The organism is Kitasatospora sp. MBT66, from assembly GCF_000710405.2.
Classification (GTDB): Bacteria; Actinomycetota; Actinomycetes; order Streptomycetales; family Streptomycetaceae; genus Kitasatospora; species Kitasatospora purpeofusca.
In genome coordinates this window covers 545,322-570,660 of record NZ_JAIY01000016.1, presented here as the reverse complement: position 1 = coordinate 570,660, position 25,339 = coordinate 545,322, and the positions used below count along the sequence as shown (strand labels likewise).

The 25,339-nt window shown below is 74.7% G+C and carries 21 protein-coding genes; 15 read left to right on the top strand and 6 right to left on the bottom strand.

Annotation, left to right across the window (positions count from 1 at the left end):
* From BI06_RS38415 to BI06_RS38390, 6 genes are all read left to right on the top strand, one after another.
* Window positions 1–670: aminotransferase class I/II-fold pyridoxal phosphate-dependent enzyme (locus BI06_RS38415; RefSeq protein WP_043475997.1), on the top strand; the 670-nt coding region annotated here is incomplete at its 5' end.
* Window positions 671–854: 184 nt separating this feature from the next.
* On the top strand, window positions 855–2,162 hold the full coding sequence (locus tag BI06_RS38410; RefSeq protein ID WP_107113487.1) for a glycoside hydrolase family 3 N-terminal domain-containing protein: 1,308 nt from the start codon (window positions 855–857) through the stop codon (window positions 2,160–2,162).
* A 284-nt stretch (window positions 2,163–2,446) separates the two neighbouring features.
* On the top strand, window positions 2,447–3,274 hold the full coding sequence (locus tag BI06_RS38405) for a nucleotidyltransferase domain-containing protein (protein WP_043475994.1): 828 nt from the start codon (window positions 2,447–2,449) through the stop codon (window positions 3,272–3,274).
* A 189-nt stretch (window positions 3,275–3,463) separates the two neighbouring features.
* A complete protein-coding gene (locus BI06_RS38400) occupies window positions 3,464–3,934 on the top strand; it encodes a hypothetical protein (protein ID WP_030393223.1) in 471 nt (156 codons plus the stop codon).
* A 245-nt stretch (window positions 3,935–4,179) separates the two neighbouring features.
* On the top strand, window positions 4,180–4,536 hold the full coding sequence (locus BI06_RS38395; protein WP_030393222.1) for a helix-turn-helix transcriptional regulator: 357 nt from the start codon (window positions 4,180–4,182) through the stop codon (window positions 4,534–4,536).
* Window positions 4,533–4,739 carry a DUF6126 family protein gene (locus tag BI06_RS38390; protein ID WP_030393221.1) on the top strand — a complete coding sequence of 69 codons (207 nt, stop codon included), beginning with the start codon at window positions 4,533–4,535 and terminating at the stop codon, window positions 4,737–4,739. The genes BI06_RS38395 and BI06_RS38390 overlap by 4 nt, the downstream gene beginning before the upstream one ends.
* 64 nt (window positions 4,740–4,803) lie before the next feature.
* On the opposite strand, the gene BI06_RS38385 is transcribed toward BI06_RS38390, so the two are convergent.
* Window positions 4,804–7,860, bottom strand: a complete 3,057-nt coding sequence (locus tag BI06_RS38385) for a cytochrome P450 (RefSeq protein ID WP_051742768.1) — start codon at window positions 7,858–7,860, stop codon at window positions 4,804–4,806.
* Window positions 7,861–8,289: 429 nt separating this feature from the next.
* Here BI06_RS38385 and BI06_RS38380 point away from each other — a divergent pair, with 429 nt between their 5' ends.
* The 5 genes from BI06_RS38380 (at window position 8,290) to galE (ending at window position 14,437) form a co-directional block, all read left to right on the top strand.
* Window positions 8,290–9,069: a sigma 54 modulation/S30EA ribosomal C-terminal domain-containing protein gene (locus BI06_RS38380; RefSeq protein WP_051742767.1), complete on the top strand. Its 780-nt coding sequence runs from the start codon at window positions 8,290–8,292 to the stop codon at window positions 9,067–9,069.
* Window positions 9,070–9,156: 87 nt separating this feature from the next.
* Window positions 9,157–9,693, top strand: a complete 537-nt coding sequence (locus BI06_RS38375; RefSeq protein WP_149030611.1) for a hypothetical protein — start codon at window positions 9,157–9,159, stop codon at window positions 9,691–9,693.
* Between the two features lie 364 nt (window positions 9,694–10,057).
* The gene (locus tag BI06_RS38370) at window positions 10,058–12,436 is read left to right on the top strand and encodes an RICIN domain-containing protein (RefSeq protein WP_051742766.1); all 2,379 of its coding nucleotides are present in this window, start codon (window positions 10,058–10,060) and stop codon (window positions 12,434–12,436) included.
* Between the two features lie 106 nt (window positions 12,437–12,542).
* Window positions 12,543–13,235, top strand: a complete 693-nt coding sequence (locus BI06_RS38365; protein WP_051742765.1) for a hypothetical protein — start codon at window positions 12,543–12,545, stop codon at window positions 13,233–13,235.
* A gap of 182 nt (window positions 13,236–13,417) precedes the next feature.
* On the top strand, window positions 13,418–14,437 hold the full coding sequence (gene galE, locus BI06_RS38360; RefSeq protein WP_233290459.1) for a UDP-glucose 4-epimerase GalE: 1,020 nt from the start codon (window positions 13,418–13,420) through the stop codon (window positions 14,435–14,437).
* An 88-nt stretch (window positions 14,438–14,525) separates the two neighbouring features.
* Here the strand turns inward: galE and BI06_RS38355 are convergent, their stop codons facing one another.
* Window positions 14,526–14,720 carry an antitoxin gene (locus BI06_RS38355; RefSeq protein WP_030393215.1) on the bottom strand — a complete coding sequence of 65 codons (195 nt, stop codon included), beginning with the start codon at window positions 14,718–14,720 and terminating at the stop codon, window positions 14,526–14,528.
* 201 nt (window positions 14,721–14,921) lie between these two features.
* On the opposite strand from BI06_RS38355, the gene BI06_RS38350 reads away from it, so the two are divergent.
* Both BI06_RS38350 and BI06_RS38345 read left to right on the top strand, forming a co-directional pair.
* The gene (locus tag BI06_RS38350) at window positions 14,922–15,485 is read left to right on the top strand and encodes a DUF6542 domain-containing protein (protein ID WP_149030610.1); all 564 of its coding nucleotides are present in this window, start codon (window positions 14,922–14,924) and stop codon (window positions 15,483–15,485) included.
* Window positions 15,478–16,821, top strand: coding sequence for an LCP family protein (locus BI06_RS38345; protein WP_051742763.1), 1,344 nt, complete (start codon window positions 15,478–15,480; stop codon window positions 16,819–16,821). The genes BI06_RS38350 and BI06_RS38345 overlap by 8 nt, the downstream gene beginning before the upstream one ends.
* Window positions 16,822–16,916: 95 nt before the next feature.
* On the opposite strand, the gene BI06_RS38340 is transcribed toward BI06_RS38345, so the two are convergent.
* A complete protein-coding gene (locus BI06_RS38340; RefSeq protein ID WP_051742762.1) occupies window positions 16,917–19,214 on the bottom strand; it encodes a DUF11 domain-containing protein in 2,298 nt (765 codons plus the stop codon).
* Between the two features lie 230 nt (window positions 19,215–19,444).
* Here BI06_RS38340 and BI06_RS38335 point away from each other — a divergent pair, with 230 nt between their 5' ends.
* The gene (locus tag BI06_RS38335) at window positions 19,445–20,434 is read left to right on the top strand and encodes an endonuclease/exonuclease/phosphatase family protein (RefSeq protein ID WP_233290458.1); all 990 of its coding nucleotides are present in this window, start codon (window positions 19,445–19,447) and stop codon (window positions 20,432–20,434) included.
* A 52-nt stretch (window positions 20,435–20,486) separates the two neighbouring features.
* Here the strand turns inward: BI06_RS38335 and BI06_RS49935 are convergent, their stop codons facing one another.
* Window positions 20,487–22,010 carry a DUF6777 domain-containing protein gene (locus tag BI06_RS49935; RefSeq protein ID WP_051742761.1) on the bottom strand — a complete coding sequence of 508 codons (1,524 nt, stop codon included), beginning with the start codon at window positions 22,008–22,010 and terminating at the stop codon, window positions 20,487–20,489.
* A 274-nt stretch (window positions 22,011–22,284) separates the two neighbouring features.
* Between BI06_RS49935 and BI06_RS38325 the strand changes: the two genes are divergently transcribed.
* Window positions 22,285–23,646, top strand: a complete 1,362-nt coding sequence (locus BI06_RS38325; protein ID WP_051742760.1) for a streptophobe family protein — start codon at window positions 22,285–22,287, stop codon at window positions 23,644–23,646.
* Here BI06_RS38325 and BI06_RS38320 read toward each other — a convergent pair.
* Both BI06_RS38320 and BI06_RS38315 read right to left on the bottom strand, forming a co-directional pair.
* On the bottom strand, window positions 23,643–24,029 hold the full coding sequence (locus BI06_RS38320; protein WP_043475988.1) for a DUF4259 domain-containing protein: 387 nt from the start codon (window positions 24,027–24,029) through the stop codon (window positions 23,643–23,645). The genes BI06_RS38325 and BI06_RS38320 overlap by 4 nt on opposite strands.
* 88 nt (window positions 24,030–24,117) lie before the next feature.
* On the bottom strand, window positions 24,118–25,140 hold the full coding sequence (locus tag BI06_RS38315) for a serine/threonine-protein kinase (protein ID WP_043476407.1): 1,023 nt from the start codon (window positions 25,138–25,140) through the stop codon (window positions 24,118–24,120).
* Between the last annotated feature and the right edge of the window lie 199 nt (window positions 25,141–25,339).

Genomic DNA, 25,339 nt, shown 5'->3' with positions numbered 1-25,339 from the left:
GTTCCCGACCGGCGTGGTGCTCGGCGGCGCCCGGCGGCGCGAACTGCTCCAATGGGCGGCCGACGGCGGGCTGGTGATCGAGGACGACTACGACGCCGAACACCGCTACGACCGCCCGCCCGTGCCCGCCCTGCGCGGTGTCCTCCCCGAACAGGTCCTCTACCTGGGCAGCGTCTCCAAGCTGCTCGCCCCCGCGCTGCGCACCGGGTGGGTACTCGCCCCCGCCCGCTACCGGGACGCCCTGGTCGACGCCAAACGGCTCAGCGACCTCGGCAACGCCGCGCTCCCGCAGCTGGTCCTCGCCCACCTGATGGAATCGGGTGCCCTGGAGCGCCACCTCCGGCTGCAGCGCACCCGCCACCGGCGCCGACGTGACGCCATGACCGCCGCCGTCGCCGCCCATCTGCCCGGCGCCGCGGTCCACGGCGCGGCGGCGGGGCTGCACCTCATGCTCACCTTCCCCGACGGTCTGCCCTGCACCGACACCGAGCTCGCGGCGGCGGCGCTGGCCCACGGGGTGAAGGTGCACCCGCTGTCCTGGCACGCCCGCCTGCCGCACCCGCCGGGGCTGGTCCTCGGCTACGCGGCCGGTACACCGGGCGAGATCGAGGAGGGCATCGCCGTCCTCGGACGGCTGCTCCGGGAGGCGGGACCACCGCTCCCGGGGTGAGGCTGCTGCTGTTACGCCGTCCGGTCGCGGTGTCCGCGGCACCGGCGGCGTGTCCGCGGTCGAACCCGTCGACTCCCGCCCGCCGATCGACGATCCTGGCCGTTCCGGGGCCGGCTCGCCCGACCGGCCCGGACCCCGACCGACCGAGGGAGGCCGGATGTCGACGCCCCGCCATGGACGCCCCATGCCACGCCCGCCACGCCGCAGCACCCGTCGGACGCCCCGTCGGCCGGTCCGCTTCGCGCTCCTGGCGCTGCTGCTGGCGGCGGTGGGCCCGGCGACCGGGCTCGGCCCGGTCGCGCCCCTGGCCGTACAGGCGCCGCCCGACCGGACGGCCGGGTCCGTCGGGACGAACACCGGCACCGACAGTGACACCGCGACCGAGACCGCGGCCGACACCGGGACCGGCACCGTCGGGACGAACCCCGGGACCTCGACTCCCTCCGGGAGGACCACCGCCGTGCCCACCACCGCGCCCTCCGCCGCGTCGCTCCGGCTCGCCGGCCGTCGGATCGTCTACTCCTACCCCGGTGACACCCCGCCGCCCGAACTGCTCGACACCATCCGGGCGGGCCGTGCCGCCGGCGTCATCCTGTTCAAGGAGAACGCCCCGTCGCCCGAGCAACTCCAGCTGGCGGTTCGGCAGTTGAAGGCCGCCGCGCAGGAATCGCCGTCCGGTGCGCCGCTGTTGCTGATGACCGACCAGGAGGGCGGGAAGGTCCGGCGGCTGCCCGGGGCCCCGGTCCACTCGGCCCGGCAGACCGGCGCGGCCGCCGACCCGGCCGGGGACGCGGCCCGGTCCGGCGCCGGAGCGGCCGGAACCCTGGCCGACGCGGGTCTGAACGTCAACCTCGCGCCGGTGCTCGACGTCTTCGACGCACCGGACAACTTCATCGACCACTTCGAGCGCTCCTACGGCGGAAAGCCCGAGGTGGTGGCCGAGTTGGGCACCGCCTTCCTCGCCGCCCAGCAGCGGTCGGGGGTGGCCGCCACCGCCAAGCACTTCCCCGGCCTCGGCGCCGCGGCCCGCGAGGAGAACACCGACGAGCGCCCGGTCGTCCTCCCGGTGCCGCTGGCCGAGCTCCGGGCGCGGGGCGAGGAGCCCTACCGGGCCGCCATCGCCGGCGGGGTCCGACTGGTGATGGCCTCCTGGGCGGTCTATCCGGCCCTCGACGCCGACCGTCCGGCCGGACTGTCGACCGCGGTCGTCCAGGGCGAGCTTCGCCGGCGCCTCGGGTTCCGCGGGGTGACCGTCACCGACGCCCTGGAGGCCGGAGCCCTCGCCGCCTTCGGGGACACCGGGGACCGGGCGGTCGCCGCGGCCCGGGCGGGCATGGACCTCCTGCTGTGCTCCGCCCGCGACATCCAGCAGGGCGACGCCGCCGCCGCGGCCCTTGCCGCCGCCCTCGACAGCGGTCATCTGGACGCCGGCGAGTTCAGCGGCGCCGTCGGCCGGGTCGACACCCTCCGTACTTCCCTCGGCCGGCTCTGAGCCCGCACGCCCCGACCCCGGCACCTCCGTCACCCCCTCACCGGCACCCGTCCACCAGCACTCGTTCACTCTCGTCCACCGGCGCCCGCCGCCCGGCCGCGCGCCCCCTGCCGCTCCCGCCCGCCCGCTCCCAGCCGGGGTGGCGCGGGTGGCGAGGGTGGCGAGGGGGTGGCGCGAAAGGGAGTGAGGGTGGCGCGAAGAGGGTGCACAGCTGACCAACACGCGCCGATCCTTAGCGGAAACGAGCGGACACGGAGGGTCATCCGGATGGCAGGCTTGCCGCCGTGACTGTGCACCCTCTCGTACACGAGATCGCCGACGCCTACCTGACCCTGGCCGACGCCGCCGTACCCGGGCTGGTCGAGGGCCTCTACGTGGTCGGTTCGGCCGCGCTGGGGGACTTCCACCCGGCGCGGAGCGACATCGACTTCGTGGCTGTGTCCGCCGATCCGGTGACGGCGGCGCAGCTCGCGGGGCTGGAACGCGCGCACGCCCGGCTGGCGACCCGCTATCCGCGCCCGGCGTTCGACGGCCCCTATCTGACCTGGCACGAACTCGCGGGCGCGCCCGCGCAGGCGGCGCCGGGACCGCAGGTGTTCGGGGGGACGGTCCGGCACCGGGTGAGAACCGACCGCACGCCGGTGCTCTGGCACACGCTGGCGCGGCACGGTGTCACGCTCTGTGGTCCACGGGCGCAGGAGCTGATGATCGACACCGGGCCGGGGGAGCTCGCGGTGTGGACGGCCGGAAGCCTGGAGGAGTACTGGCGCCCGTGGCGGCGGCGCTCCTCGCGGCTGGCCTCGCGCCCGGGGCTGGCCCTTCTGAACGGGGCGGGCGCGGCCCACGGGGTGCTCGGCGTGAGCCGCGCGCACTACACGCTGGCCACCGGGCGGATCGCCTCGAAGCGCGGGGCCGGCGAGTACGCCCGGGCGGTGTTCGACGAGCGGTGGTACCGGATCCTGGACGAGTGCCTGCGGATCCGGGACGGCGGGCGGCGCCGCTCCCGGTATCCGACTCCGTTCGCGCGGCGGGCCGACGCGCTCGCGTTCATGGACATGGCGATCGAGAGTGCCCAGCGGCTGAGTGCCGGGCGATTGCCGCTGGGCGAGTAGTCATTCAAGCCATCGAAGGCTGAAAATCACGCCATCGAAGGCCAGTTTCCAGTCTGATCATCAAGTGTTCGGATCTTGGCCCTTTCCTGCATTGGAATCGCATGAAAGTCTTACGACATGCCACATGTGAAATGTCACATGTGGTGATGCTGATTCCTTGTAGTCAAAGAGAGAAGAGGAGGAGCGGACATGCGGATGAACCGACTCACCCTGACCGCGGCCGGGATCGTCGGCGCGGCGGCCCTGCTGGCCGTGCCGGCCGAGGCGAGTGCGGCCCAGACCGCCAACACGGGCATCATCGGCACCACCACCACCTGCGGCGCCTCCGGCCTGCAGGCCGGTCTGTCGACCCGGGTGTGCGCCGAGATCACCGGCGACAACGTCCAGCTGTACGGGCAGATCAGCCTGGCCGGCCCGCCGAGCCCCGGCGGCCCGTGGCCGCAGACCGTCGAGCTGATCACCGGCCTGTCCGGCCAGGTCGTCGGCGGCGCGTCGCTCGGCTCGATCAGCGGGTACACCCGCTTCACCGCCAGCACCGTGCAGGTGCGCGGCGTCGGCGGCACCGTTCCGTGCGGCTCCACCGTGCACGGCAGCTTCAGCGCCGCCGCCTACCCGTGGGGTCCGGTTCCGGTGACCGTCGACGTTGTGGTGCCGTGTTGATGACACGCGCCCGGTAGGGCGGTGCGGGCCCGGGATCCTGGATCCCGGGCCCGCACTGCTTGCCTTGTCTCCCGGGTGCCTCCGCGCCTCTCCGCGTCCCTCGCTTTCCTTCCGCTTAGCGCCCGCTTTCCGTGTTCGGGGATGACGACTTGAAGAAATCTTCATCCGCAAGGATGATGCTTCACGCCGCCAGGCGGCGAACGAGCCCATCCCCGACCCGCAGGAGAGACAGGAGAGAACGGACGATGCCGGTCCCGCTCTACCAGGCGAAAGCGGAGTTCTTCCGGACACTCGGACACCCGGTCCGCATCCGCGTCCTGGAACTGCTCCAGAACGGACCGCGACCGGTGCGCGAGCTGCTGGCCGAGATCCGGATCGAGCCCTCCAACCTCTCCCAGCAGCTCTCCGTCCTGCGCCGGACCCAGCTGGTCACCGCGACCCGCGAGGGCAACACCGTCGTCTACGCCCTCAGCACACCGGACGTCGCCGAGCTGCTCCGGGCCGCCCGGCGGATTCTGACCGAGCTGATCACCGACCAGGACGCGCTGCTCGGCGAGCTGCGCGCGCCCGAGGCCCCCGCGACCCCGGCGGGCCGGCGATGAGCCCGGCCGGGGCCACCAGCGGCGAAGGCACCACGAGCGGCGAAGGAACCACGAACAGCGAAGGCACCACGGGCCGGCGCGCGACGCTGGAGGAGAAGGCGCGGCGCCGGGCGATGCTGATCCGGGCGGGCATCTACATCTTCGCCACGCACCTGTTCGCCGGCTTCGTCCTGCTGCTGTTCGCCCTCGGCGACCGGAAGTGACCCGGCCCGCCCGGGACCGGCATCTGCACCGGCGTCAGCATCAGCACGGCCATCAGCATCGGCGTCAGCGCACGGCGTCCTCGCCGGTGTAGCGGCGGCTGGTGCTGGTCCAGGCGTGCACGCCGTCGACGAGTTCCCGGGTGCCGTGGAGGTACCAGCCGCCCTCCGGGTGGCGGAGCAGCAGCCGGCGGCGCAGCGACTCGCTCTCCGCGGTCAGCCGGGCGATCCTCGTCCCGACCGACCGGACCGCCCGGGCCCGGGTGCAGCCGCGGACCCGTTGCAGGGTGAGCACCGTGTTGAAGGCCGCGACCTGCTGGCGTTCCTCGCGGTCGGCCGAGTACAGGTCGTTGATCAGGGTCGCCGCGTCGGCGGTGTTCGCGCGCAGGCGGTGCAGCTCGGGGTCCCGGTGCAGGGCGGCCGGTGCCTCGTCGCCGTGGACGTGCTCCAGTATGCCCATGAACGGATAGAGGCAGCTGGCGTGGCGGCGAAGCCGCACGGTCTCGGCGAGGTCGGGGTGGGTGCGCGCGGCCCGGTGGGCGGTCTCGGCGAGGAAGGTCTCCAGGCAGGAGCGCCATTCGTCGGCGGTGCGCCGGCGCCACTCCGGTGACATGGGCGCGGTCTGGCGCTGCCACAGTTCCCGCCAGGCGTCGAGCAGGTGGGGGTGGGGGCCGCCGACCGGGACGGGGTGGCCGGACACGACGGCCAGCAGCGGTCCGACGATGGCTCGGGCCTCGGCGGGGTCCCGTCCCGGCGGGCCGTCGAACCGGTCGTCGAGGATGGTGAACCAGCCCAGGATGTCGACCAGCAGGTCCAGTTCCGCGCCGCGGGCGCGGGGGTAGGCGTGGCCGATCAGCTCGGGCAGCGCGTAGGACTGGTAGCGGGCGAGGTCGGTCGGGGCGAGCAGGCCGTGGGCGAGCGCCCAGTCGCCGTGCCGGGCGGTGGCGGCGGTCAGTTCGGCCGGGGTGCGGGCCGTCCCGGTGCCGGGCCGGAGGAGCGGGGGGACGGCCGTGCCGGTGAACCCCACCGGCCGGGGCGACGCCGCGGTGCGGGGGGACGGTGCGGGCCGGGGTACAGCGGTGGCGGGCCCTAGCAGCACGAGGTGCCGGGGGGAGACCAGGGACCGGACGGTGCCCGCACCCGGAGCGAGGGCCTCTCCGCCGTTGCCGCCACCGCCGCGCGGACGCGGGCCCGTTCGGTCGGCGGTGCGCGAGACGGTGCGCGCATCGGACGCACGTGAATCGGACGCACGTGAACCAGAGGCACGCGCATCAGGAGTACGCGTGTCAGAAGCACGTGAACCGGAGCCACGTGAGTCGGAGGCACGTGAAGCCGTGCGCGAGGCGGTGCGGGCGACCGTCCGGGCGGCGGTCCGCAGGGCAGTGGTGTGCAGCGCCGACGGGTACGAACGGCCGGGCGCGGACCGGCCGGGCAGTACGGTCGACCGCGCGGGCAGCAGGGTGGACCGCCGCGGGCTGCCGATCGGCAGGCACCGGGCCGGCGTGTCGTCCCGGCCGCCCGGAGCGGGGGTGCGGCGCGTGCCGGGGGCGTGCGGCGGCCGGTTGTCGCCGCGCGGCGCGAGCCGCACCCGCAGACCCTGGGCCTGGACGGTGGTCCAGACGACCTCGCGGGCCCGCGCGTCGGGAACGGCTGTCGGGCGCCAGCGGCGCAGGATGGCGGCGGTCGCCACGGTCAACTCGGCCCAGGCGAAGGCCTCGCCGATGCACTTGTGCTTGCCGGCGCCGAACGGGAGGAAGGCCTGGCGGGCCGCGGCGCTACCGCCGGTGCCCGTTCCCTCGGCTCCGTCGGCGTCGTACCAGCGGCCGGGGTCGAACCGGAGCGGGTCCGGGTGGAGCGCGGGGTCGCGGTGCACGGCGGTGAGGCTGTAGAGCAGTTCGGTGCCGGCCGGGATCCGGTAGGCGCCGAGCGTGACCGGGACGCGCGCGGTGCGCATCAGGAAGGCGTTCGGCGCGTGCAGCCGGACGACCTCCTGGGTGACGGCGCGGGTGTAGGCGAGTCGGGCGAGGGCCTCCGGGGTGGGCACCGTCCCGGCCGGGAGGTGCTCGTCCAGCTCGGCCAGGACGCGGGCCTCGATGTGGGGGTGGCGGACCAGTTCGTCGATCAGCCAGGTCAGCGTGGTGGAGACGGTCTCGGTGCCGGCGCCGAACATGGTGATCGCCTCGGAGCGGACGTCCGCCTCGGTGAGCGGTCGGCCGGTGGCGGGGTCGACGGCGGCGCGCAGCAGGGCGGGCAGGCTGGGGCGCCGGGCCCCGCCCCCGGTCATCGGGCAGCCACCCCCGGGCAAGCCTCCCCCGGGCAAGCCTCCCCCGGGCAAGCCGGCCCCGGACATGCCGGCGCCGTGCCCGCCGTGCCCGCCGTGCGCGTCGTGCGCGCCGAACCGGCCGCCGGGCGCGGTGCCGTTGACGGCCTGGTCGACGACGCGGTTGAGCACCCGGACGGCGGCGTCGAAGCGCCGGTTCACCGGCAGCGGCAGCCGGGCGAGCGCCGGGTGCGGGTAGAGGGACTGGACGATCTGCCCCTTCACCAGGTCGGGCAGGGCGCGGTGGAAGGCGAGGGTGGCGTCCTCGCTCAGCCGGGCGTCGAACAGCGCGCGGGTGACGATCTCCAGCGCGAGGTGGTTCATCTCCTTGGCCACGTCGAGGACCTGGCCGGGGTGCCAGCGGTCGGCCCGCTCCTCGGTGACCCGGTGCATGACGGCCAGGTAGTCGGCCATCCGGTCCGGGCCGAAGGCGGGCTGGATGATCCGGCGGCGGTCGCGGTGGGCGCGGCCCTCGGACATCAGCAGGCCGTCGCCGAAGGCCGTCTTGAGGGTGTCCTGGACGGCGCCGCGGGGGCAGTCGTGGGCGAGCGCGACCAGCAGCGTGTGGACGAGCCCGGCGTCGGTGACGACGCAGACCGTACGCGGGCCGAGGCGGATCCGGACCACGTCGCCGTACCGGGAGAGGGAACCGAGGAAGCCGAGCGGGTCCCGCAGCAGGGCCGGGGCGTGGCCGAGTCCGGGCAGTGCGCCGGGGGCGAGCGGGGGAACGACCGCTCGACGTGGCCCTGCCGCGGGGGATCTGGGCGGGGCGGGCGGTCTGCGGGTCTCGTTGGTCAGGATCATGACATCACCTCTCACCAGATGGACCGGGGGCGGACCGGTGGGACGGTCCGGCGCGACCGGTCGGTGTCGGACCGGTCGAACGGCCCGGCGTTGCGGTACCACCGGAGCCGCCGCCGCGACCGCCGGGTTCCGGGGGCCGGTCGACGCGGACCCCGCGCGCGCCGCTGCCAGAGGGCGCACGTCATGGGAAACGCGCCGGTCCCGTGAGCGTTGCGCCGTACCCGGGTTGATCACCCCATCGGTGGAGTGTCCTCAAGGTGTACGCGTGGCGTCCCGATGGGGTCGCCCGGACGGTCGCGGGCGACCCCGCCGGAGGACGAACCGTTCGGGTCCGACCGGGTCGTCCTGCCTGGTGGGCAGGGCCTTTCGGCCCTCGGCGGGAGGGTGGGCACGGGTCCAGCATGGTGGCGAACCGAGGAGGAATCCCTGATGACCCGTCTGCGCCACCGGCCCGCCCTCGACGTCCGGGTGGAGATCCGGGGCGAACTGCCCCGCGAGGACGCGGAGTACGCCCGGAGCCGGTGCCTGGCGCTGATCGCGGACCTCGGGCCGGACGCGCACGCCGCCCGGCTGAGGCTCACCCGGCCGCGGGACCGGTCGGTGACCAGGCCCGCCGTCGCCCAGGCCGCGCTGGACCTGGCGGGCGTGGGGCGGGTCCGGGTGGAACTGGCGGCGGTGACCGTCCGGGAGGTGGTCGACCTGGCGCTCGGCACCCTCACCGGGCGCGCGGTCCGGCTGCGCGAGCTCGGCGACATCAGACTCGCGACGGCCTACGAGAGCTCCTACCGCCCCCAGTACGCGTCGCGCCCGCTCGCCGAACGGCGGATCGTCCGGCGGAAGTCGGTGCTCCTGGCCCGGCACACACCCGAGCAGGCGGTGCGAGAGATGCTGGCCCTGGACTACCGGTTCCACCTCTTCTCGGACGTGCTCACCGGCCAGGACAGCGTGGTCCACCGGACACCCGGGAGCGGGGGATTCCGGCTGGTCCGGGCCCACTCCACGGCCCGGCTCGGCGGCTCGGGGCTGCCGCTGACGGAGAGCCCGCACCCGGCGCCCCGGCTGGACGTCCTCGAAGCGGCCCGCCAACTCTGGCTGACCTGCTGGCCCTTCGTCTTCCACAGCGATCCCGGCGACGGGCGCGGCCGGATCCTGTACCGCCGCTACGACGGCCACTATGGCTTGATCACGCCGATAGCGGACCCCCGCTGACGGGCAGGTAATGATCGGCAAGGGCTGACCGGTACACGACCGACGACGGACGAGCACACCCTCACGCTCTGGACGGGAACTGGGACCATGGACTGCGAAGAAGTCATGCTGACCGTCAGGATCGCGGCCGCCGAGCGAGCCCTGCTGCGCGAACTCGCGCGTGGACACGGCGCCGACATGTCCGACGTCGCGGCGGACGGGCTGATCGACGTCGTCCCCAGTCTGCACGTCCTCCCGGTCCTCCCCGTCCGTTCGGAGCCGGCGGTGCTGCCCGTCGCTCCGGGGGCCGTGGCCGGGGCCGCGTCGGGGCCAGGGGCGGCGACAGGGCCAGGGGCCGGGGTCGGGGACGCGGGTGTGCTGCGGCTGCTGCGGGTGCTGGCCCGGCCCGCGCCGTGCGCCGTCACGCTCTGGCTGCCGGCGCCGGTCGCGGATCTGCTCCCGCTGGTCGGCGAGCGGATCACGGCGGTGACCGGCCTGCGGATCGGCCCGGCGAGCGCCGCCCTGTCGGCCGCCCTCCGGTTCTGGCTGGCCGGGGACCCGCAGCAGCTCGCGGCGGGCCTCGCCGCGCTGCACCGGCAGGGCAGCCCCGGTCTCGCCGCGCAGCGGCTCGACGTCGCGGCCTGAGGCACCGGCACCGGCTCGGCCCCAGCCCCGGGACCCGCAAGCCCCAGGCACCGCACCGGCCCCGGAAACCGAATCGCCCCCGGGACCGACCGGATCCGGCCGGTCCCGTCCACGTGCGCCGCGCACCGCGCACCGAGGTCCGCACCCGCGCACCGAGGTCCGCGCCGCGCACTCCGGGCGTGCGCCGACGACGTGTCACCGACCCCGCCTCGCGTCCCGTCCGGACCCCCTCGTCCGCCCGCGCGAATTTCGAAAAGAGGTTTTTGTTATCCGGCCCGCCCGGGCCGGTCTCCTGAGTGTCGGAAGGTTCAGGCCATCACCCCGAGCGGTGGTCGAACCCTCGCACGAGGAGAGGAGACACCCGATGGGGCACCGGAGCACGGAGCTCCGCCGTCGGCGGCGTCGACGGACGGGCAAGCGCACGGCACTGATCTCACTGGCGGTCGCGGCCGGACTGGTCGCGGGCGCGCTGGGCATCAGCACCGCCATGGAGTCGTCCGCGGTGCACGACACCGCCGCGACGAGCGCGGTGGCGGGTTCGGTCGACGGGGTGGGCGGTGCCATGGCCGGCACGATCGCCGACGACGGCACGGGCCAGACCGGCACCGCCGAGAACGCCACCAGGGCCCCCGGGCCGAAGCGCGACCAGAAGGCCGCGCCGATCAAGGAGATACCCAAGGACCAGCCCGACCGCGGCCTGGTCTACGCCGGACTGAACCTGCCCGCCGGCGACCGCTGCGCCGGCTCCCTGGAGGTGACCGGCGGCGAGCTGTGCAGCCACGGCCCGGACGCGCCGCCGAAGGACGTGGACATCCGCAAGGACGTCCCGCCGGTGGCCGCCGCCGTCGCCCAGCCGGCCCCGCTGACGCCCCCGGCCGATGCCCAACCGCCCACCGCCGCCGACCTGGTGAAGGGGACGATGCCGGTCCTGGACGCCACGGCGAAGACGCTGCTGGCCGACGCGGCCGGTGACCAGGCGGTCGCCGCCGCGCCCGCCGCCGGCGGCCAGGGCGTCGTCTGCGAGGGCGACGGCAGCGCCGGCAACCGGGTCCAGGTGGTCTACGCGCACACCCCGGGCAACGACCGGTTCGCCCAGTACCTGGCCTCCTTCAAGAAGTGGGCGGCCGACGTCGACGTCATCTACAACGCGAGCGCCCAGGAGACGGGTGGCGTCCGGCACGTCCGGTTCGTCACCGAATCCGACTGCTCCGCCTCGGTGTTGAACATCCAGGTGTCCGACGCTGAGATGGCCGACTTCAACACCAGCAACCGTGCGATCGCGGCCCAGGGCCTCAACCGCAAGGACCGCAAGTACATGATCTTCGCGGACGCCAAGGTGTACTGCGGCATCGGCACCTTCGCCGGCGACGAGCGGCCCGGCCAGGACAACCTGAGCAACTTCGGCCCCTCGTACGGCCGGACCGACTCGGGCTGCTGGGGCGGCCACACCGCCGCGCACGAACTCGGCCACAACCTGGGCGCGGTGAGCAACAGCGCGCCCAACTCCAGCAAGGGCGGCCACTGCGTCGACGAGTGGGACATCATGTGCTACTCGGACGCCCCGTACTACCCGGCGATGCGCACGGTCTGCCTGGACAACGCCAGTGACATGCGCCTGGACTGCCGGCACGACGACTACTACCACACCGACCCGGCGCCGGGCAGCTACCTCGCCACCCACTGGAACGTCGCCAACAACCGCTTCCTGATCGCCGGTGGCGGCACCGGGCCGACGCCCGACCCGACCCGGACCCCGACCGCTTCGCCGACCCCGACGAACTCGCCGACCCGCAGCCCGTCGCCGACCGCGAGCCCGACCGGCACCCCGACGCCCACCGGCACGCCGACCGCGACCGGTTCGCCCACCGCGAGCCCGACCGCCACCAACAGCGCCTCGCCGACCGCGAGCCCGACCGGCACCCCGACCCCGACCGGATCGCCGACCGGCACCGGCACCCCGACGCCGACCGGCACCCCGACCGCCACCGGGACGCCGAGCCCCACCGGCTCGACCACCCCGACCCCGAGCCCGACCGCCTCGCCCACCGGCGGCACCACCGGCCCGGCCATGACGGTCAGTCAGGTCACCCAGACCTCGGCCGTGTTGAGCTGGCCTGCGGTGAACGGCGCGAGCGGCTACGACGTCCTGCTGAACGGCCAGACGATCGGCACCGTCCGGGCGACCGTGGTCGGCGTGGTCCGGCTCGCGCCCGACACCTCGTACTCCGTCGCGGTGGCCGTCCGGGACGCCGCCGGAGCGGTGTCCAAGCCGGGTCGCGCGGCCGCCTTCCGCACCTCGGCCGACGCCGGTAAGCCGCAGCCCGGCACCCGCTACAGCCTGCTGAACGGCCTCACCGGCCAGGCCGCCGACCTCTGGGGCAGCTCGCTCAACGACGGCACGGTGGCCATCGCCTACCAGCGCACCGGCTACGCCAACCAGAAGTGGACCTTCGAGGACACCGGTTCGGGCACGCTGCGGATCAAGTCCGTCCGCTCGGAGAAGTGCCTCCAGCTCGGCGGCAACCCGGTCGCCGGACAGTACGTCGCGCAGCGCCCCTGCTCGGACGCGGCCGGCCAGAAGTGGCGGGTCACCTCCGCCGGCGGTGCGGTCGTCCTGACCGCCGACGGTTCCGAGCTCGTCCTCGGTGCCAGCAAGCGCTGGTACTACGGCGGTTGGCTGCTGGAGCTGCAGAAGCCGAACGGCCAGACGTACCAGAGCTGGAACCTGCAGAAGACCACCTGACGTCCGGGGTTCGACCCCCGATCCCCGGACCCCGAGCCGGGTGCGGCCGCCGCTGACGCGGTGGCGGCCGCACCCGGCCCGTTCCACTCCACGAGGAAGACCCGCGATGCCCCGCACCCGTCAGTCCCTCGCCGTCCTGGCCCTCGCCGGGGCGGTCGTGCTCGCTCCCGCCGCAGTTCCCGCCGCCGCGCACGGCGACACCGTCCACCTGGAGGTGTCCGGACAGGACGGCGGGCGCGTCACCACCGTCGCCACCTGGGAGAACGACCGCGACCCGGTCACCGAGCAGTTCGCCGGGACGCTCTCCGCCACCTCGGCCGACGGCCGGGCGGCCGGACCGTGGCGGCTGGTCGCCGTGCCGGGGCGGCCGGGCACCTACACCACGCGGGAGTTCCTGCCGGCCGGGCACTGGCGGATCGCGGTGGACTGCGCGTTCCCCTCGCTCGGGCACGGTGAGCGCGAACTCGACGTCGAGGCCGCGGTGATCTCCGACCCGACACTCCCGACGCCCACCGGGCCGGGCACAGCAGGAACCGGTGCAGCAGGGACGGGCACAGCAGGGACGGGCACCGCGGGTCCGAGTACGACCGGGCCGGGCACGACCGGTGCCACCGTCCGGCCCACGGCTCCGGGCACCCCTCCCGCCACCTCCGCCCCGGCCACCGCCGGGGCCGCCACCGAAGCCGCGGACCCCGACGGCTCCGGCCTCGCCGCCCGGGCCGCGGTGGGCACCGCCGTCGCCGCCGTCGCCCTGGTCGCCGCCGGCCTCGTCCTGCGCCGCCGCAGCCGCCGTCCCTGAACCGCCGTCCCCGACCCGCCGTCCCCGACCCGCCGTCCCTGAACGGCCCTCCCTGACCCGCCGGTCCCGAGCCCGCTCCTACCCGGGGCGCCCCGCCGGGAACCGCCGGGTGCGAACCAGTCGTCCTCCCCCGCAACGGACGTCACGGGGCGTCCGTACCGAGGCAAGGGAGCATGCGGATCGTGCGGAAGGTACTGATCACCGGCGGGGCAGGCTTCATCGGAAGCACCGTGGCGTCCGCGCTGCTGGACGCGGGCATCACCCCGGTCGTCCTCGACGATCTCTCCAAGGGCCGGGCCGAGTTCGTCGAGGGCCGGGAGTTCTACCAGGGGGACATCGCGGACGCGGCGCTGGTCGACCGGATCTTCGCGGAGCACCCCGACATCGACGCGACGCTGCACTGCGCGGCCCGGATCGTCGTCCCCGAGTCGGTCGCGCGGCCGCTGTTCTACTACCGCGAGAACGTCGGCAAGACCGTCGAACTGCTGGAGTCGCTCCAGCGCAACGGCTGCACCCGGGTGGTCTTCAGCAGCTCCGCCTCCATCTACCGGCCCACCCCGACCGGCCGGGTCGACGAGAGCTGCCCGGTCGACGGCAGCAGCCCGTACGCGCGCACCAAGCAGATGATGGAGCAGGTGCTCCAGGACTGGACCCGGGGCGCCGACGCCGACGGGACGCGGGTCGTCGCGCTGCGCTACTTCAACCCGATCGGCGCGGACCCGCAGCTGCGGACCGGCCTCCAGGACCTCGCGCCGAGCCACGCGCTCGGCAAGCTGATCGAGGCGCACGTCAACGGCACGCCGTTCACCATCACCGGTGTCGACTGGGACACCCGGGACGGCTCGGGCATCCGGGACTACATCCACGTCCAGGACGTCGCCGACGCCCATGTCGCCGCGCTGGTCCGGTTCGACGAGGTGGTCCGGCCCGGGGCCGAGGAGCGCTACCGGGTCGTCAACATCGGTACCGGTGACGGCACCACGGTCCGCGAGCTGGTCGAGGCCTTCGAGCAGGCGATCGGCGAGAAGCTGGACGTCCGGGAGGCGGAGCCGCGCCCCGGCGATGTGCTCGGCTGCTACAGCGATGTGACGGCGGCGCGCGAACTGCTCGGCTGGGAGCCGCGCCGGAGCATCGCGGAGGGGGTCCGGGACGCGCTCGCGTGGCGCGCCCGCTGGATCGAGCGCCTGGCCGCCACCGTCTGACGGTCGACCGCGTGCGGACCCACCCCACCCCACCCCGGCCCGGCCGGTTCGGGGTGGGTCCGCCTCCGCCTCCGCGTCCGCGTCCGCGTTACTTGGACTCGTCCAGGCCGTTGACGAAGTCCTTGGCCTTGCCCGTGGCCGTGTCGATGTGCCCGCTGTACTTGCCGTCCGTCTTGTCGTCGACGATCCCGGCGACCTTGTCCAGGCCCTGGGTGACGGCGCCGCTGTGCTCGCGGGCGAGGCCGGTGGCCTTGTCGGCGAGGTTCTTGAGGTGCTCGAACATGATGGTCCTTCTGTTCGTTCCGCCCGGTTCGTGTTCATCCTAGCCGCCGCTGACCTGCTGCTTTCCCGGTCGGGAGGCCCCGTGGTGGGCAGGTGGCGGGTGTGGCCGGGGTGATTTCGCGGGGACGGGTTTGTATGCTCCACTCTTGCTCTACAGCATTGTAGAAGTTCACCGGATGGCACGGCGGAAGGGGTGTGGGGCATGGTCGGGCAACACGCGAGAGGCGCGGGCGGAGCGGCCCCGCCGCCCCGCCCCGGTGGAACGGCGGTGGTGCTGCTGGCCGCGACCGGGCTGCCGCTGGCCGGCGCGGTCGCCGGGGAGCTGACCGGGAACGGCGGCGGTCCGCTGTTCGCCCTCGGCACCGTCCTCGGCACCGGCGTCGCTGCGGCCCGCTGCACCCGCCCCGGGCGCTGGTGGGTCGTCATCGCCGCGCCGCCGGTGGTCCTGGCCGCCAGGGCCGGCACCGCCTGGGCCGCCGGTGCCGACGCAGCCCAGGGCAAGGCGCTCGCCTCCTCGGCCGTGCGCTGGGTGGTCGACGCCTTCCCGGTGATGGCGGTGGCCGTGATCGTGGCGCTGTCGGTCGTGGCCGGACGAGCGGCCCTCGCGGCCCGGTCGGCCCGCACCGACCCGACCGCGAACCCGACCGCGAAGCCGAGTCGCATCCCGAAACCGCGCCGGACCGCGGACCCGGGCTCCGACCGGCCCCCCGCCCCGGCCGCCGTCAACGCCGGCCCGACCACCGACCGGAGGCGCCGTCATGGCTGAACCCCGCACCGGACCGTTGACCGTCGCCGGACGCGTGCTCGCCGGCACCCTCTCGGTGGCCGTCCTCGGCGCGAGCGGCCTGGTCTGGTACGAGTACCGGCAACTCGACAGCGGCATGGTCAAGTCGGCCGCGCTCGCCGAGGCCCGGAAGAACGCGCCCCCGCACCTCGACCAGTCCGTCAACCTGCTGCTCATCGGCCTCGACAGCCGCAAGGACATGGACGGCAACGACCTGCCCAAGGAGTTCGTCGAGGAGGAACTGCACGCCGGCTCCAGCGAGATCGGCGGGTACAACACCAACGCGCTGATCGTCCTGCACATACCGGCCAACGGGGGCAAGGTGACGGCCCTGTCCGTCCCGCGCGACGACTATGTGCAGACCGTCGGCGCGGACGGGAAGATGCACAAGATCAAGGAGGCGTACGGCATCGCCAAGGAGGCCGCCGAGCAGAAGCTGAGCGGTAAGGGCCTGTCCAAACCGGAGCTGGAGCGGCAGAGCCGGGAGGCCGGGCGGGCCGCCACCCTCCAGACCGTCCAGTCCTTCCTGGACATCCCGATCGACCACTTCGCGGAGGTGAACCTGATCGGCTTCTACGACATCGCCAAGGCCGTCGAGCCGATCCAGGTCTGCCTCAACAACCCGGTGGACGACCCGATCGTCGCCCGGACGGCGACCCACGAGGGCGGCGGGACGGGGCTGCGGCTCCCGGCCGGCGTCAGCTCGCTCGACGCCCGGCAGGCGCTGTCGTTCGTCCGCCAGCGCCACCACCTGAAGAACGGCGACCTGGACCGGACCCACCGGCAGCAGGCCTTCATCTCCTCCGTCGTCTACAAGTTGAAGCAGGACGGCGTGGTCGGCGACCTCGGCCGGCTCCAGCGGCTGTTCGACGCGGTGAAGAAGGACGTGGTCATCGACGACCGTTGGAACGTCCTGGACTTCGCCCAGCAGGCGCCCAACCTGACCGGCGGCAATGTGGAGTTCAACACGCTGCCGATCACCGGGTTCAAGAACATCGGCGGTCAGGAGGTCAACACCGTCGACCCGGGCCAGATCAAGCGGATCGTCAAGCAGCTGTTCGGCCACGAGGTCCCACCGGAGGCCGCGCCCTCCGCCTCCGGAGAGCAGGTCGCGCCCGTCGTACCGGCCGCGTTCGCGGCGCCCGTCGCCACCCGGACGACGACCCCGGCCGCACCCCGTTCCACGCACTCCCCCCGCACCGCGAGCCCGTCCGCCTCGCCGGAGGCCCCGTCGACCGGGCCCACCGCCGAGCCGACGCCGGACCTCCCCATGCAGGGTCCCGCGGTGAAGGCCGGGGGCATCCCCTGCGTGGACTGAACTCCGGGCGCCGTCTCATGACAGCGAGCCCGTGCCGGGCCCTTCCGCCCGGCACGGGCTCGCTGTCGGTCTGTGTCCGAGGACGAGGCGGGGGACTAGTGTCGGCGGCCCCGGGTGCGCAGGACGAGCAGGCCGATCGTCAGGCAGCCGAGCGCGCCGAGGGCGAGGACCGGGAGCGCGCCGGAGCCGGTGTCGGGCAGCTCCCCGTCAGGCCCGGGGGAGTGTGTCGGCCTGCCGGTGGGCTTGTGGCTGTGGCCGTGCGTCGCCGTGGGGGAGGGGGAGGCGGTGGGGCTGGGCGACGCGGTCGGGGACGCGGTCGGGGAAGGGGAGGCCGTCGGTGAGGGCGAGGCGGTCGGGGACGGCGACGGCGTGGGGACGGTCACCGTCACGTCGGCGTGGCAGCGGGCGTCGCCCTCGCCGGGCGGGCAGTTGTTGCGGTAGGTGCTGGAGGTGACGGTGTTGGCGAGCGCCGTGTCGGTGGTCAGCGTGCTGTGCACGGTCACCGAGTAGGTGATGGTGGCGCTCCCGCCGACCGGCAGGTCCCCGCTCCAGTGCAGGGTGTTGCCGGTGACGGTGACGTTGCCCAGGTCGGTGGCGGCGTCACCGTTGTAGCCGGCCCGGGAGAGCACGTCGGCGAGGTTGTCGTCGAGGGTGACCCCGGGTGCGGCGACGCGGCCGGTGTTGGTGACCTTGATCCGGTAGCCGACGGTCTTGCCGGGGGTGGTGGAGGTGGGGGTGGCGGTCTTCTCGATCGAGTAGACCGGGGTGTCGACCACGGTGTTGCGCACGGTGTTGCTGGTGCGGGTCTGCTCGCGCTGCGTCTGCTTGCCCTGGAAGGCGAGGGTCGCGCTGTCGTCCAGGACGGTGCCGGCGGTGGCGGCCTGGTCGACGGTGGCCCGGAAGGCGACGGTGGTGCTCGCGCCCGGGGCGAGGTCGGCGACCTGGCAGGTGACGGTCTGCCCGGTGGCGGTGCAGGAGGGGTTGGAGCCCGCGACGAAGGTGGTGCCGGCCGGCAGCTGGTCGGTGACGGTGATGCCGGTGGCGGTGTCGAGGTCGCCGGTGCCGCCGTCGGCGTGCCGGTTGGCGACGGTGAAGGTGTAGGTGATGCTGTCGCCGGGGCCGACGTTGCCGGGCGGGTTGTTGTCGGTGGTGCCGGCCGGGGTGTTGGCCTTGGTGATCTGCAGGTCCGGTTCCAGGGCGTCGACGGCGAGCCAGACGGCCTGCGGGTGCAGCGCGTCGCCGGCGCCGTTGATCCGGAGCACGGCCTGGGTGGCGTCGGCGGGGATCTTGCCGGTGACGTCGATCATGCGGGCGTCGTAGCCGTAGTTGTTGACCGGCGCGGGGTCGCGGGTCGTGATGTTGCTGCCGGTGCCGTCGGTGGCGACCCGGTCGATCCGGCTGGTGAAGGCGTTGTCGGTGACGACACCGGTGGGGCCGGGCATCGGCAGCAGGGTCAGGTTGTCGGTCGCGGAGCCGACCAGCAGCTGGTCGCCCGCGATCGGCACGTCGCCGTCGCCGACGGTGACGCCCATGGTGGCCGGCGGGGTGGTGGCGGGGGTGCGGATGCCGGCGAGGGTGAGCGTCGCCAGGTTGTCGGGGGAGCGCAGCAGCTGGAAGCCGTCCCAGACCTGGAGGTAGCGCAGCGGGTCGGCCTGGTCCTGGTAGGCCACCACGAGCGACCAGCCGCCCCAGCAGCCCACGTTGTTGCCGCCGGAGTTCTGCGCGGAGGAGCGGCCGGCGCAGGCCTGGATGTCCGCGACGGTGTAGCTGCCCGCGCCCGCGGCCTTCACCTGGGCGGTGACGTCCTTCACGCCGGCCCCGGCCAGCAGCGGCTCGGGCGGGGTGCCGCCGACCTGCTGGTCGAACCAGTCGTAGGTGTCGGCGGTGACCTGCTCGTAGGAGGCGCCCCCCGGGACCTTCCAGGACACCGTGTTGCCCTTGTTGATGTCCCCGGAGGTGCCGCCGGCGTTGCTGGTGTTGGTCGGGTTGAACTGCCAGTACAGCCGGGCGGTGAGTACCTCGGCCCCGGCCGGGATCTGCAGCTGGGCCGAGGAGGCGTTGTTCCCGGGCGCGTTCGGGTCGGTCTTGATGTACTTGGTGCGGCCGTTGTTGGTGCCCTCGGTGTCGTTGCAGACCGATCCGTCGCTGTCGTCACAGGTCAGGACCGAGTTCGAGGCCATCGTCAGGTTGCCGTGGGTCAGCAGGTCGACCACCGGGTCGGGGCCGATCGGCCGCTGGGTACCGGCCCCGCGGACCGCCGCCTGGCGCTGCGGCAGGTCCGGCGCCGCGAAGGCCCGGTCCAGGGCGAAGGGCGCCGCCAGCCCGGCGGCCAGCGGGACCGCCAGGCACAGGGCGGACAGGCGTTTGCGGTGCGGGGAGGGTCGATGAACCACGGGTGGCCTCACAACGGGCGGTCGGATCGGGGCGGGTCCGTCCCACCCTCGCCCGGCCCTCGGACCGTTCTGTCCGGACACGCAGGAACGATCACCTCAATAGCTCAGTGACGCCGGGGCCCGGGAGAAGGCGTGGTGGTTCCCCGCCGCGAGCCCCGGCCGCGGAGCGGCACGGAACCGCGCCGCGGACGGGCGCGTCCTGAGCCAGAGGCACGGGGCAGGAGCGAGGGGTGGGGAAGCCGGTGGAGCGGGCACGCTGGTGGGTGTGGGTGCGGCGGGTTCTGGAGTGGTCCGGCTGGGCGGTGTCGGCGCTGTCGGCCGCGTTGGTGGCGGTCCGCCTCGGCGGGTGGGACGACGGGACGCCGCTCGCGCTCGCCGTGGTGCTGCTGCCGTACGCGGCGCTGGGCGGCGTGCTCGCGCTCGGGGTGCTGCTGGCGCTCCGCTCGTGGTGGGCGGCGGCGGTCGCCGGTGTCCTGGTGGCGGTGCAGGCCTTCTGGCTGGTCCCGAGGCTGGTGCCGGACGGCGGTGCCGCTCCGGTGGCCGACGCGCCCCGGCTGCGGGTCGCCACCAGCAACGCCTGGGTGGGGCAGGCCGATGCCGCGGAGATCGTCCGGCTGGTGCGCGAGCAGCGCGTCGACGTGCTCGCGATGGAGGAGCTGGGGCCGGGCGCGGTCGCCGGGCTGGACCGGGCGGGCATCGCCGAGGTGCTGCCGCACCGGGAGCTGCGGCCCGGTCGGGACACCGCGATCTACTCGCGGCTCCCGCTGACGCCGCTCGACGGCTCGGCCTCGGAGGCGGCCCGGGAGCAGATCGCGGCCGAGGTGACGGTCGGCGGCCGCACCGTCCGGCTGACGGCCGTGCACACCTACTACCCGCTGGGTGACTCCGGGCGCTGGGCGGAGGACTTCGACGGACTGCGGGCGGCGGTGTCCGGCGCCACCCGCAACGCCGTCCTGCTGGGGGACTTCAACGCGACGCTCGACCACTCGCCGATGCGCGCCCTGCTCGACACCGGCCTCGCCGACACCCACGCGGAGCTGGGCCGGGGGGTCGCGCCCACCTGGCCGGAGTCGGACACCTACTTCAGCGCGCTGTGGCCGGTGATCCAGATCGACCACGTGCTGCACGGGGAGGCGCTGCGCGCGGTGTCGGTGACGGAGCACCGGGTGCGGGGCACCGACCACCGCGCGGTGGTCGCGGAGCTGGCCGTCACCGGCTGACGCAGGGCCGCCGGGGCCCGCGTCAGCCGGTGACGGCCGGTGACGGCCGGGCTCAGCCGGTGGTCGCCGTGACGGTGGGGCAGGGCGGCAGGGTGGACGGCGCGGCGGTGGCGCAGGTCGCCGCGGCCGTCGCCGGCTGCTGGGCCGTGGTGGTCGACGCGGCCGTCTTTGTGGTGGTCGTGGTGGCGGCCGGGGTGGTGGTCACCGTCGGCTTCGAGCTCGCCGACTCGGTGGAGGCGCTGGTCGAGGTGCCGGCCGAGGCGGACGAGGAGGTGGCGCCGGAGGAGGTCGCGCCGGACGACGTGGCGCCCGAGGACGTGGCTCCTGAGGAGGTGGCCCCGGAGGAGGTGGCACCCGAGGAGGTCGCGCCCGAGGTCGAGGCGGTCGCCGAACTGCTGGACGGCCCGGTGGAGCCGGACGTCGAGCCGGACGGCGAACCCGAGGTCGAGGACGAGGACGAGGAAGACGTCGAGGCGGAGGTGGAGCCCGAGTTCGACGGGCTCGACGAGGCGGACGGCCAGGAGGTGGCGGGCGGGACGCCGGGTGCCAGCGGACCGCGCGGCTCCCGGACCTCCTTGTCGACGACCTTGACCTGTCCCGTCACCCGCGCGAACCAACCGCCGGTCACGATGTCCACCAGTACGATCTCGGTCACCGGCCGGGGCGCGGCGACCAGGATCACCAGTGTGCTCGGCTGGAAGCCCGTCCACGGCTTGCCGACGTACTTGGCGTCCGAGACCAGCGTCGGCGCCTTCAGCGGGTTGCCGCAGCCGCAGCGCACCCGCGGCACGCCCTGCGCGTCGACCAGCACGGCGGTGCCGGCCTGGAGCACGGACTGGTAGGCGACGGCCGCGCCGCCCTGGTAGCTGTGATTGGTGACCCGGGTGTCCACCCGCAGATAGGCCGAGGTCAGCGACCGCAGGTAGCCGGGGATCGCGGACTGCTCGATGCCCTGGGCCGAGGCCCAGGCCCGGCCGGTGTCGCCGGTCGAGGTGATCGAGATCAGCCGCTCCACGTCGCAGCTCGGCTTGTTCATCGTCCCGCCGTAGACGCCGGCCGATGTCCCCTCGACGTTGTGGAGCCCGGTGCTCGCGGTGGCCGTGGCACCGGCCGTTCGGGTGGCGGTCGCCGTGGACGGCGCCGGGGCGGCGGGAGCCTGCACCGCCTCCGTCTGGACCGAGGGGGTGAACGGCGCCGGGCCCGGGTCCTGCGGACCCTGCAGCGCGACCTCGTTCGCGGTCGGCACGGTGGTGTCGTTGCCGCCGCCACCGCCGCTGTTGTTGTTGATGATCAGCACCGCCGCCACCACGGCCAGCGCGGCGGTGCCGGCGACCAGGGCGGCCTTCCGTCCGGAGCGCCACCACGGCGTCGGACGCCCCCCGCCCGGCCCGCCCTGACCGGACGACCCACCCGGTCCGCCGCCGCCGGACGGTCCGCCGGCCCCGCCGGAGGCCGGGCCGGACGGGGGACCGGGCGGACCGGACCGGCCGCCCGACGGCGGTCCGGAGAGCGGGCCGGACGGCGGTCCGGAGGGCGGGCCGAGGGGCGGGCCGGACGAAGGCGGTTGGGAACTCATCGAGGCTCCGTTTCGCAGGCGGCCGGTCCACCCGGCCGGCGCAGGAGGCTCCTGCCACTGGGATCCATTTCTGCCCCGGGTGCCCGCCCGTCGCAACAGCAGCGGGCGGCGCGCGGGGCGTCGAGCGGGACCGGCGGGCGGGGCAACGGGGTGACGGTGGTGGCGGTGGTGACGGGCGGACAGGCGGGCGGGCCGGTCCTGGGCCACCCTGGTGGCAGGCGTGGGGGCCGCGACCGGGACGCAGGGGGGACACCGAGCCGACAGGGAGACCCGCATGCACGAGCAGGCCCGTTCGAGCGGGCCGGCCCGCACCGGGGCGGCCGGACCGCCCGGCGCCGTGCGCGGCTGGCTGGACGCGGTGGCGGTCGTCCTGGCCGGCTTCGCCGCGATGGCGGCCGTCGCCGCGCTCGGCCTCTGGGCGGCCGGCGCGAACGACCTCCCCGGCGGCGGCTTCCCGTACGTGCTCGCCGCCACCCTCACCCTCGCCGTCGGCGGCTCGGTGGGCCTCGACGGCGGCGCCGGCTTCTTCGCCTCCGTCGACGCCGGGATCGTCGCGATGCCGCTGTCCGTGAGCCTGGTCGGCGCACTGGCCGTGGCCGAGGTGTTCCTGCGCCAACTGCGCTTCCGCGCGGTGGCGGGCGGCCGGGAACTGCTCGGCCGCGCCGCCCGGACGGCGGTGGTCTGGCTGGTCGCCCTCGCCCTGCTCTGCGTCGCCGCCCGGCACACCTTCCCGGTGCCGCTCGGCGGCGGTCTGGTCGAACAGCTCGGCGGCGCGCTCGGGATCGACCCCGAGGTGGGCTTCCACGCGGAGCCCGCGCCCACCCTCGGCCTCGGGCTGCTCTGGCTGCTGGTGGTGCTGGCCGCGACCTTCGCCGTCTCCCGCCGGGCCCCGCTGCCGCGCTCCCTGGTGCCCTTCCAGCAGGCCGTCCGCCCGGCCGGGTTCGCGATGCTGCTGGTCCTGCTCGGGTGCGTGGCACTGGGGGTGGTGGCCGCGATCGTCACCGCCGCGGTGAACGGGAACGCCCGCGAGGTGGCCGCCGTCGCCCTGCTCGCCCTGCCCAATCTGGTCTGGCTCGCCTTCGGCGTCGGCCTCGGCGGCGAGTGGCACGGCCACCTGGTCGGCGCGATCGGACTGCCCGTGCCCAAGTCGCTGGCCGCCGTACTGCGCGTCGGCGAGGGCCAGGACGGCACGGTGAGCCTCGGCACGCTCGCCGAACAGAACGCCCGGGCCTGGTGGTTGCTCCCGGCGGCCGCCGTCCTGATGCTCGCCGCCGGGGTGTTCGCCGCGCACCGCGCACCGCGCGGGGTCCGGCTCTGGCAGCACGCGGTGCGGCTGGCGGCGGCCGCCGCCGTCACCATGCTGCTGGTCGGCGTCTGGACCAGGATCTCCGCCGACTACGGCCTCTCGGTGCTCGGGGTCGGCCTCGGCGAGGGTGGACTGGGCGACCTGCTCAGCTCCGTGCTCGGCCCGGCGGCGGGCCCGGTCGGCCCGGCCGCCGCCCTGACCGGCGGCACGCTCACGCTCGACCCGGTGCTCTGGATCACCGTGCCGCTCGCCGCCGGCTGGGGCCTGCTGACCGGCGCCCTGGGCGCCCTCGCCGCCACCCGCCTGCCCCGCCGCGGGGAGACCGGCTAGGCGTCCTCGTCGATCTCCGCCTCCCGCGCGTCGGCGGCCAGTAGGTCGAAGGTGCGGATCAGCACCTCCCGGCGCTTCCTCTTGTACTCGGGCTTGGGCTCCAGGCCGTCGATGCTGCGCTCCCAGACGGCCATGTAGGTCTCCTTCCAGCCCTCGATCACCTCGGCCTTCGGCAGTCCCTCGGTGGAGCGGCCGGCCTGCGCGAGGACGTGCAGCAGCTCCAGCTGGCAAGGCACGGCCTCGCCCCAGTACTCGTCGGGCTCGATGCCGACCGGATCGCCCGCCATCGCCTCGGCGACCTCGTCGACGAGGCGGCCGACGACGGCCGACAGGTGGTCCAGCGCCGTGTCGCTCTCGAAGTTCCCACTGCCCCACGTGCCCACGGATTCTCCCCGGTCGCTGCCGTCCTCGCTGTCGGGGCCATCGAAGCAGGCAGCACCGACAACGGCCGGTGTCGGCGCCCGGCGAGCGTCACCGCCAGTGGCCGGGGCCGGGTGGGCGGACGGCCGGGAGGGCCCAGGCGGGGGGTTCGGGGACGCCGGGGGTTGCGCCGAACGGGGGTGCGGCGACGGCGGGGACGACCTGGGTCGGGGGGCCGGCCGTGCCCCACTGGGCGCCGGGCGGACCGGTGGCCGGGGGGACGGTGCCGGCCGCGCGCAGTTCGGCGACGAACTGCAGGCAGCTGGCGAACCGATCCTCGGGAGCCTTGGCGAGGGCCCGGCCGACCACCTCGTCCACGGCGGGCGGCAGGTCGGGCCGGTGCTCGCGCACGGTGGGCGGCGGGTCGTTGAGGTGGGCCCAGAGCAGTGCGAGGTCGCTCTCCCGGCGGAACGGCGGCGCTCCGGAGAGCATCTCGAAGACGACGCAGCCGAGGCCGTACTGGTCGCAGCTGCCGTCCAGCGGTCGTCCGGAGATCTGCTCGGGCGCGGCGTAGTCCAGGGTGCCGACGATCTGGCCGACGCCGGTCAGGCCGCTCAGCGACAGGGACTTCTTGGTGAGGCCGAAGTCGGCGAGGTAGAGGTGCTCGGGGTGCTCGCTGTCGGTGCCCGGGGCGACGAGCACATTACCGGGTTTGACGTCCCGGTGGACCAGGTCGTGGTCGTGCGCGGCGTCCAGCGCGGACGCGATCTGCAGGGCGAGTCCGGCGGCCCGCTCGACCGGGAAGGGGCCGCCCCGGGCGATCAGGCCGCGCAGGTCTCCGTGCTCGACGTAGCGCATCGCGATGAAGAGGATGCCGTCCGCCTCGCCCGCCTCGAACACCGGGATGATGTGCGGGTGGTCGATCGCGGCGGCGACCTGCGACTCGTGGATGAAGCGGCGCCGGAACACCTCGTTGCGGGCGAGTTCGGGGGCGAGCAGTTTGACCGCGACGGTGCGGCCCAGCCGCAGGTCCTTGGCCCGGTAGACGACGGCCATGCCGCCACGGCCGATCTCCGCCTCCAGCCGGTACCCGGCGACCCGCCGTCCGACCAGGCCGGCGGGCAGGCTCGGCAGAGCGAGGGCGGCGTCGTCGTCGGGGTCCGCCGGGAGGTCGGGGCCGGGTGCGGGGCCCGGCCCGGGGGGAGCGGCGGGAGCGGCCGCCGCCGCGGTGGGACCGGCGTCGGGCACTTCGGTGGGCCGCGCCGCGGTGGGAGGGTGCGGGGACGGCCCGGCGGGCGGCTGCTCGCCGGGCCGCGGTTCCGGCGGGGGTTCC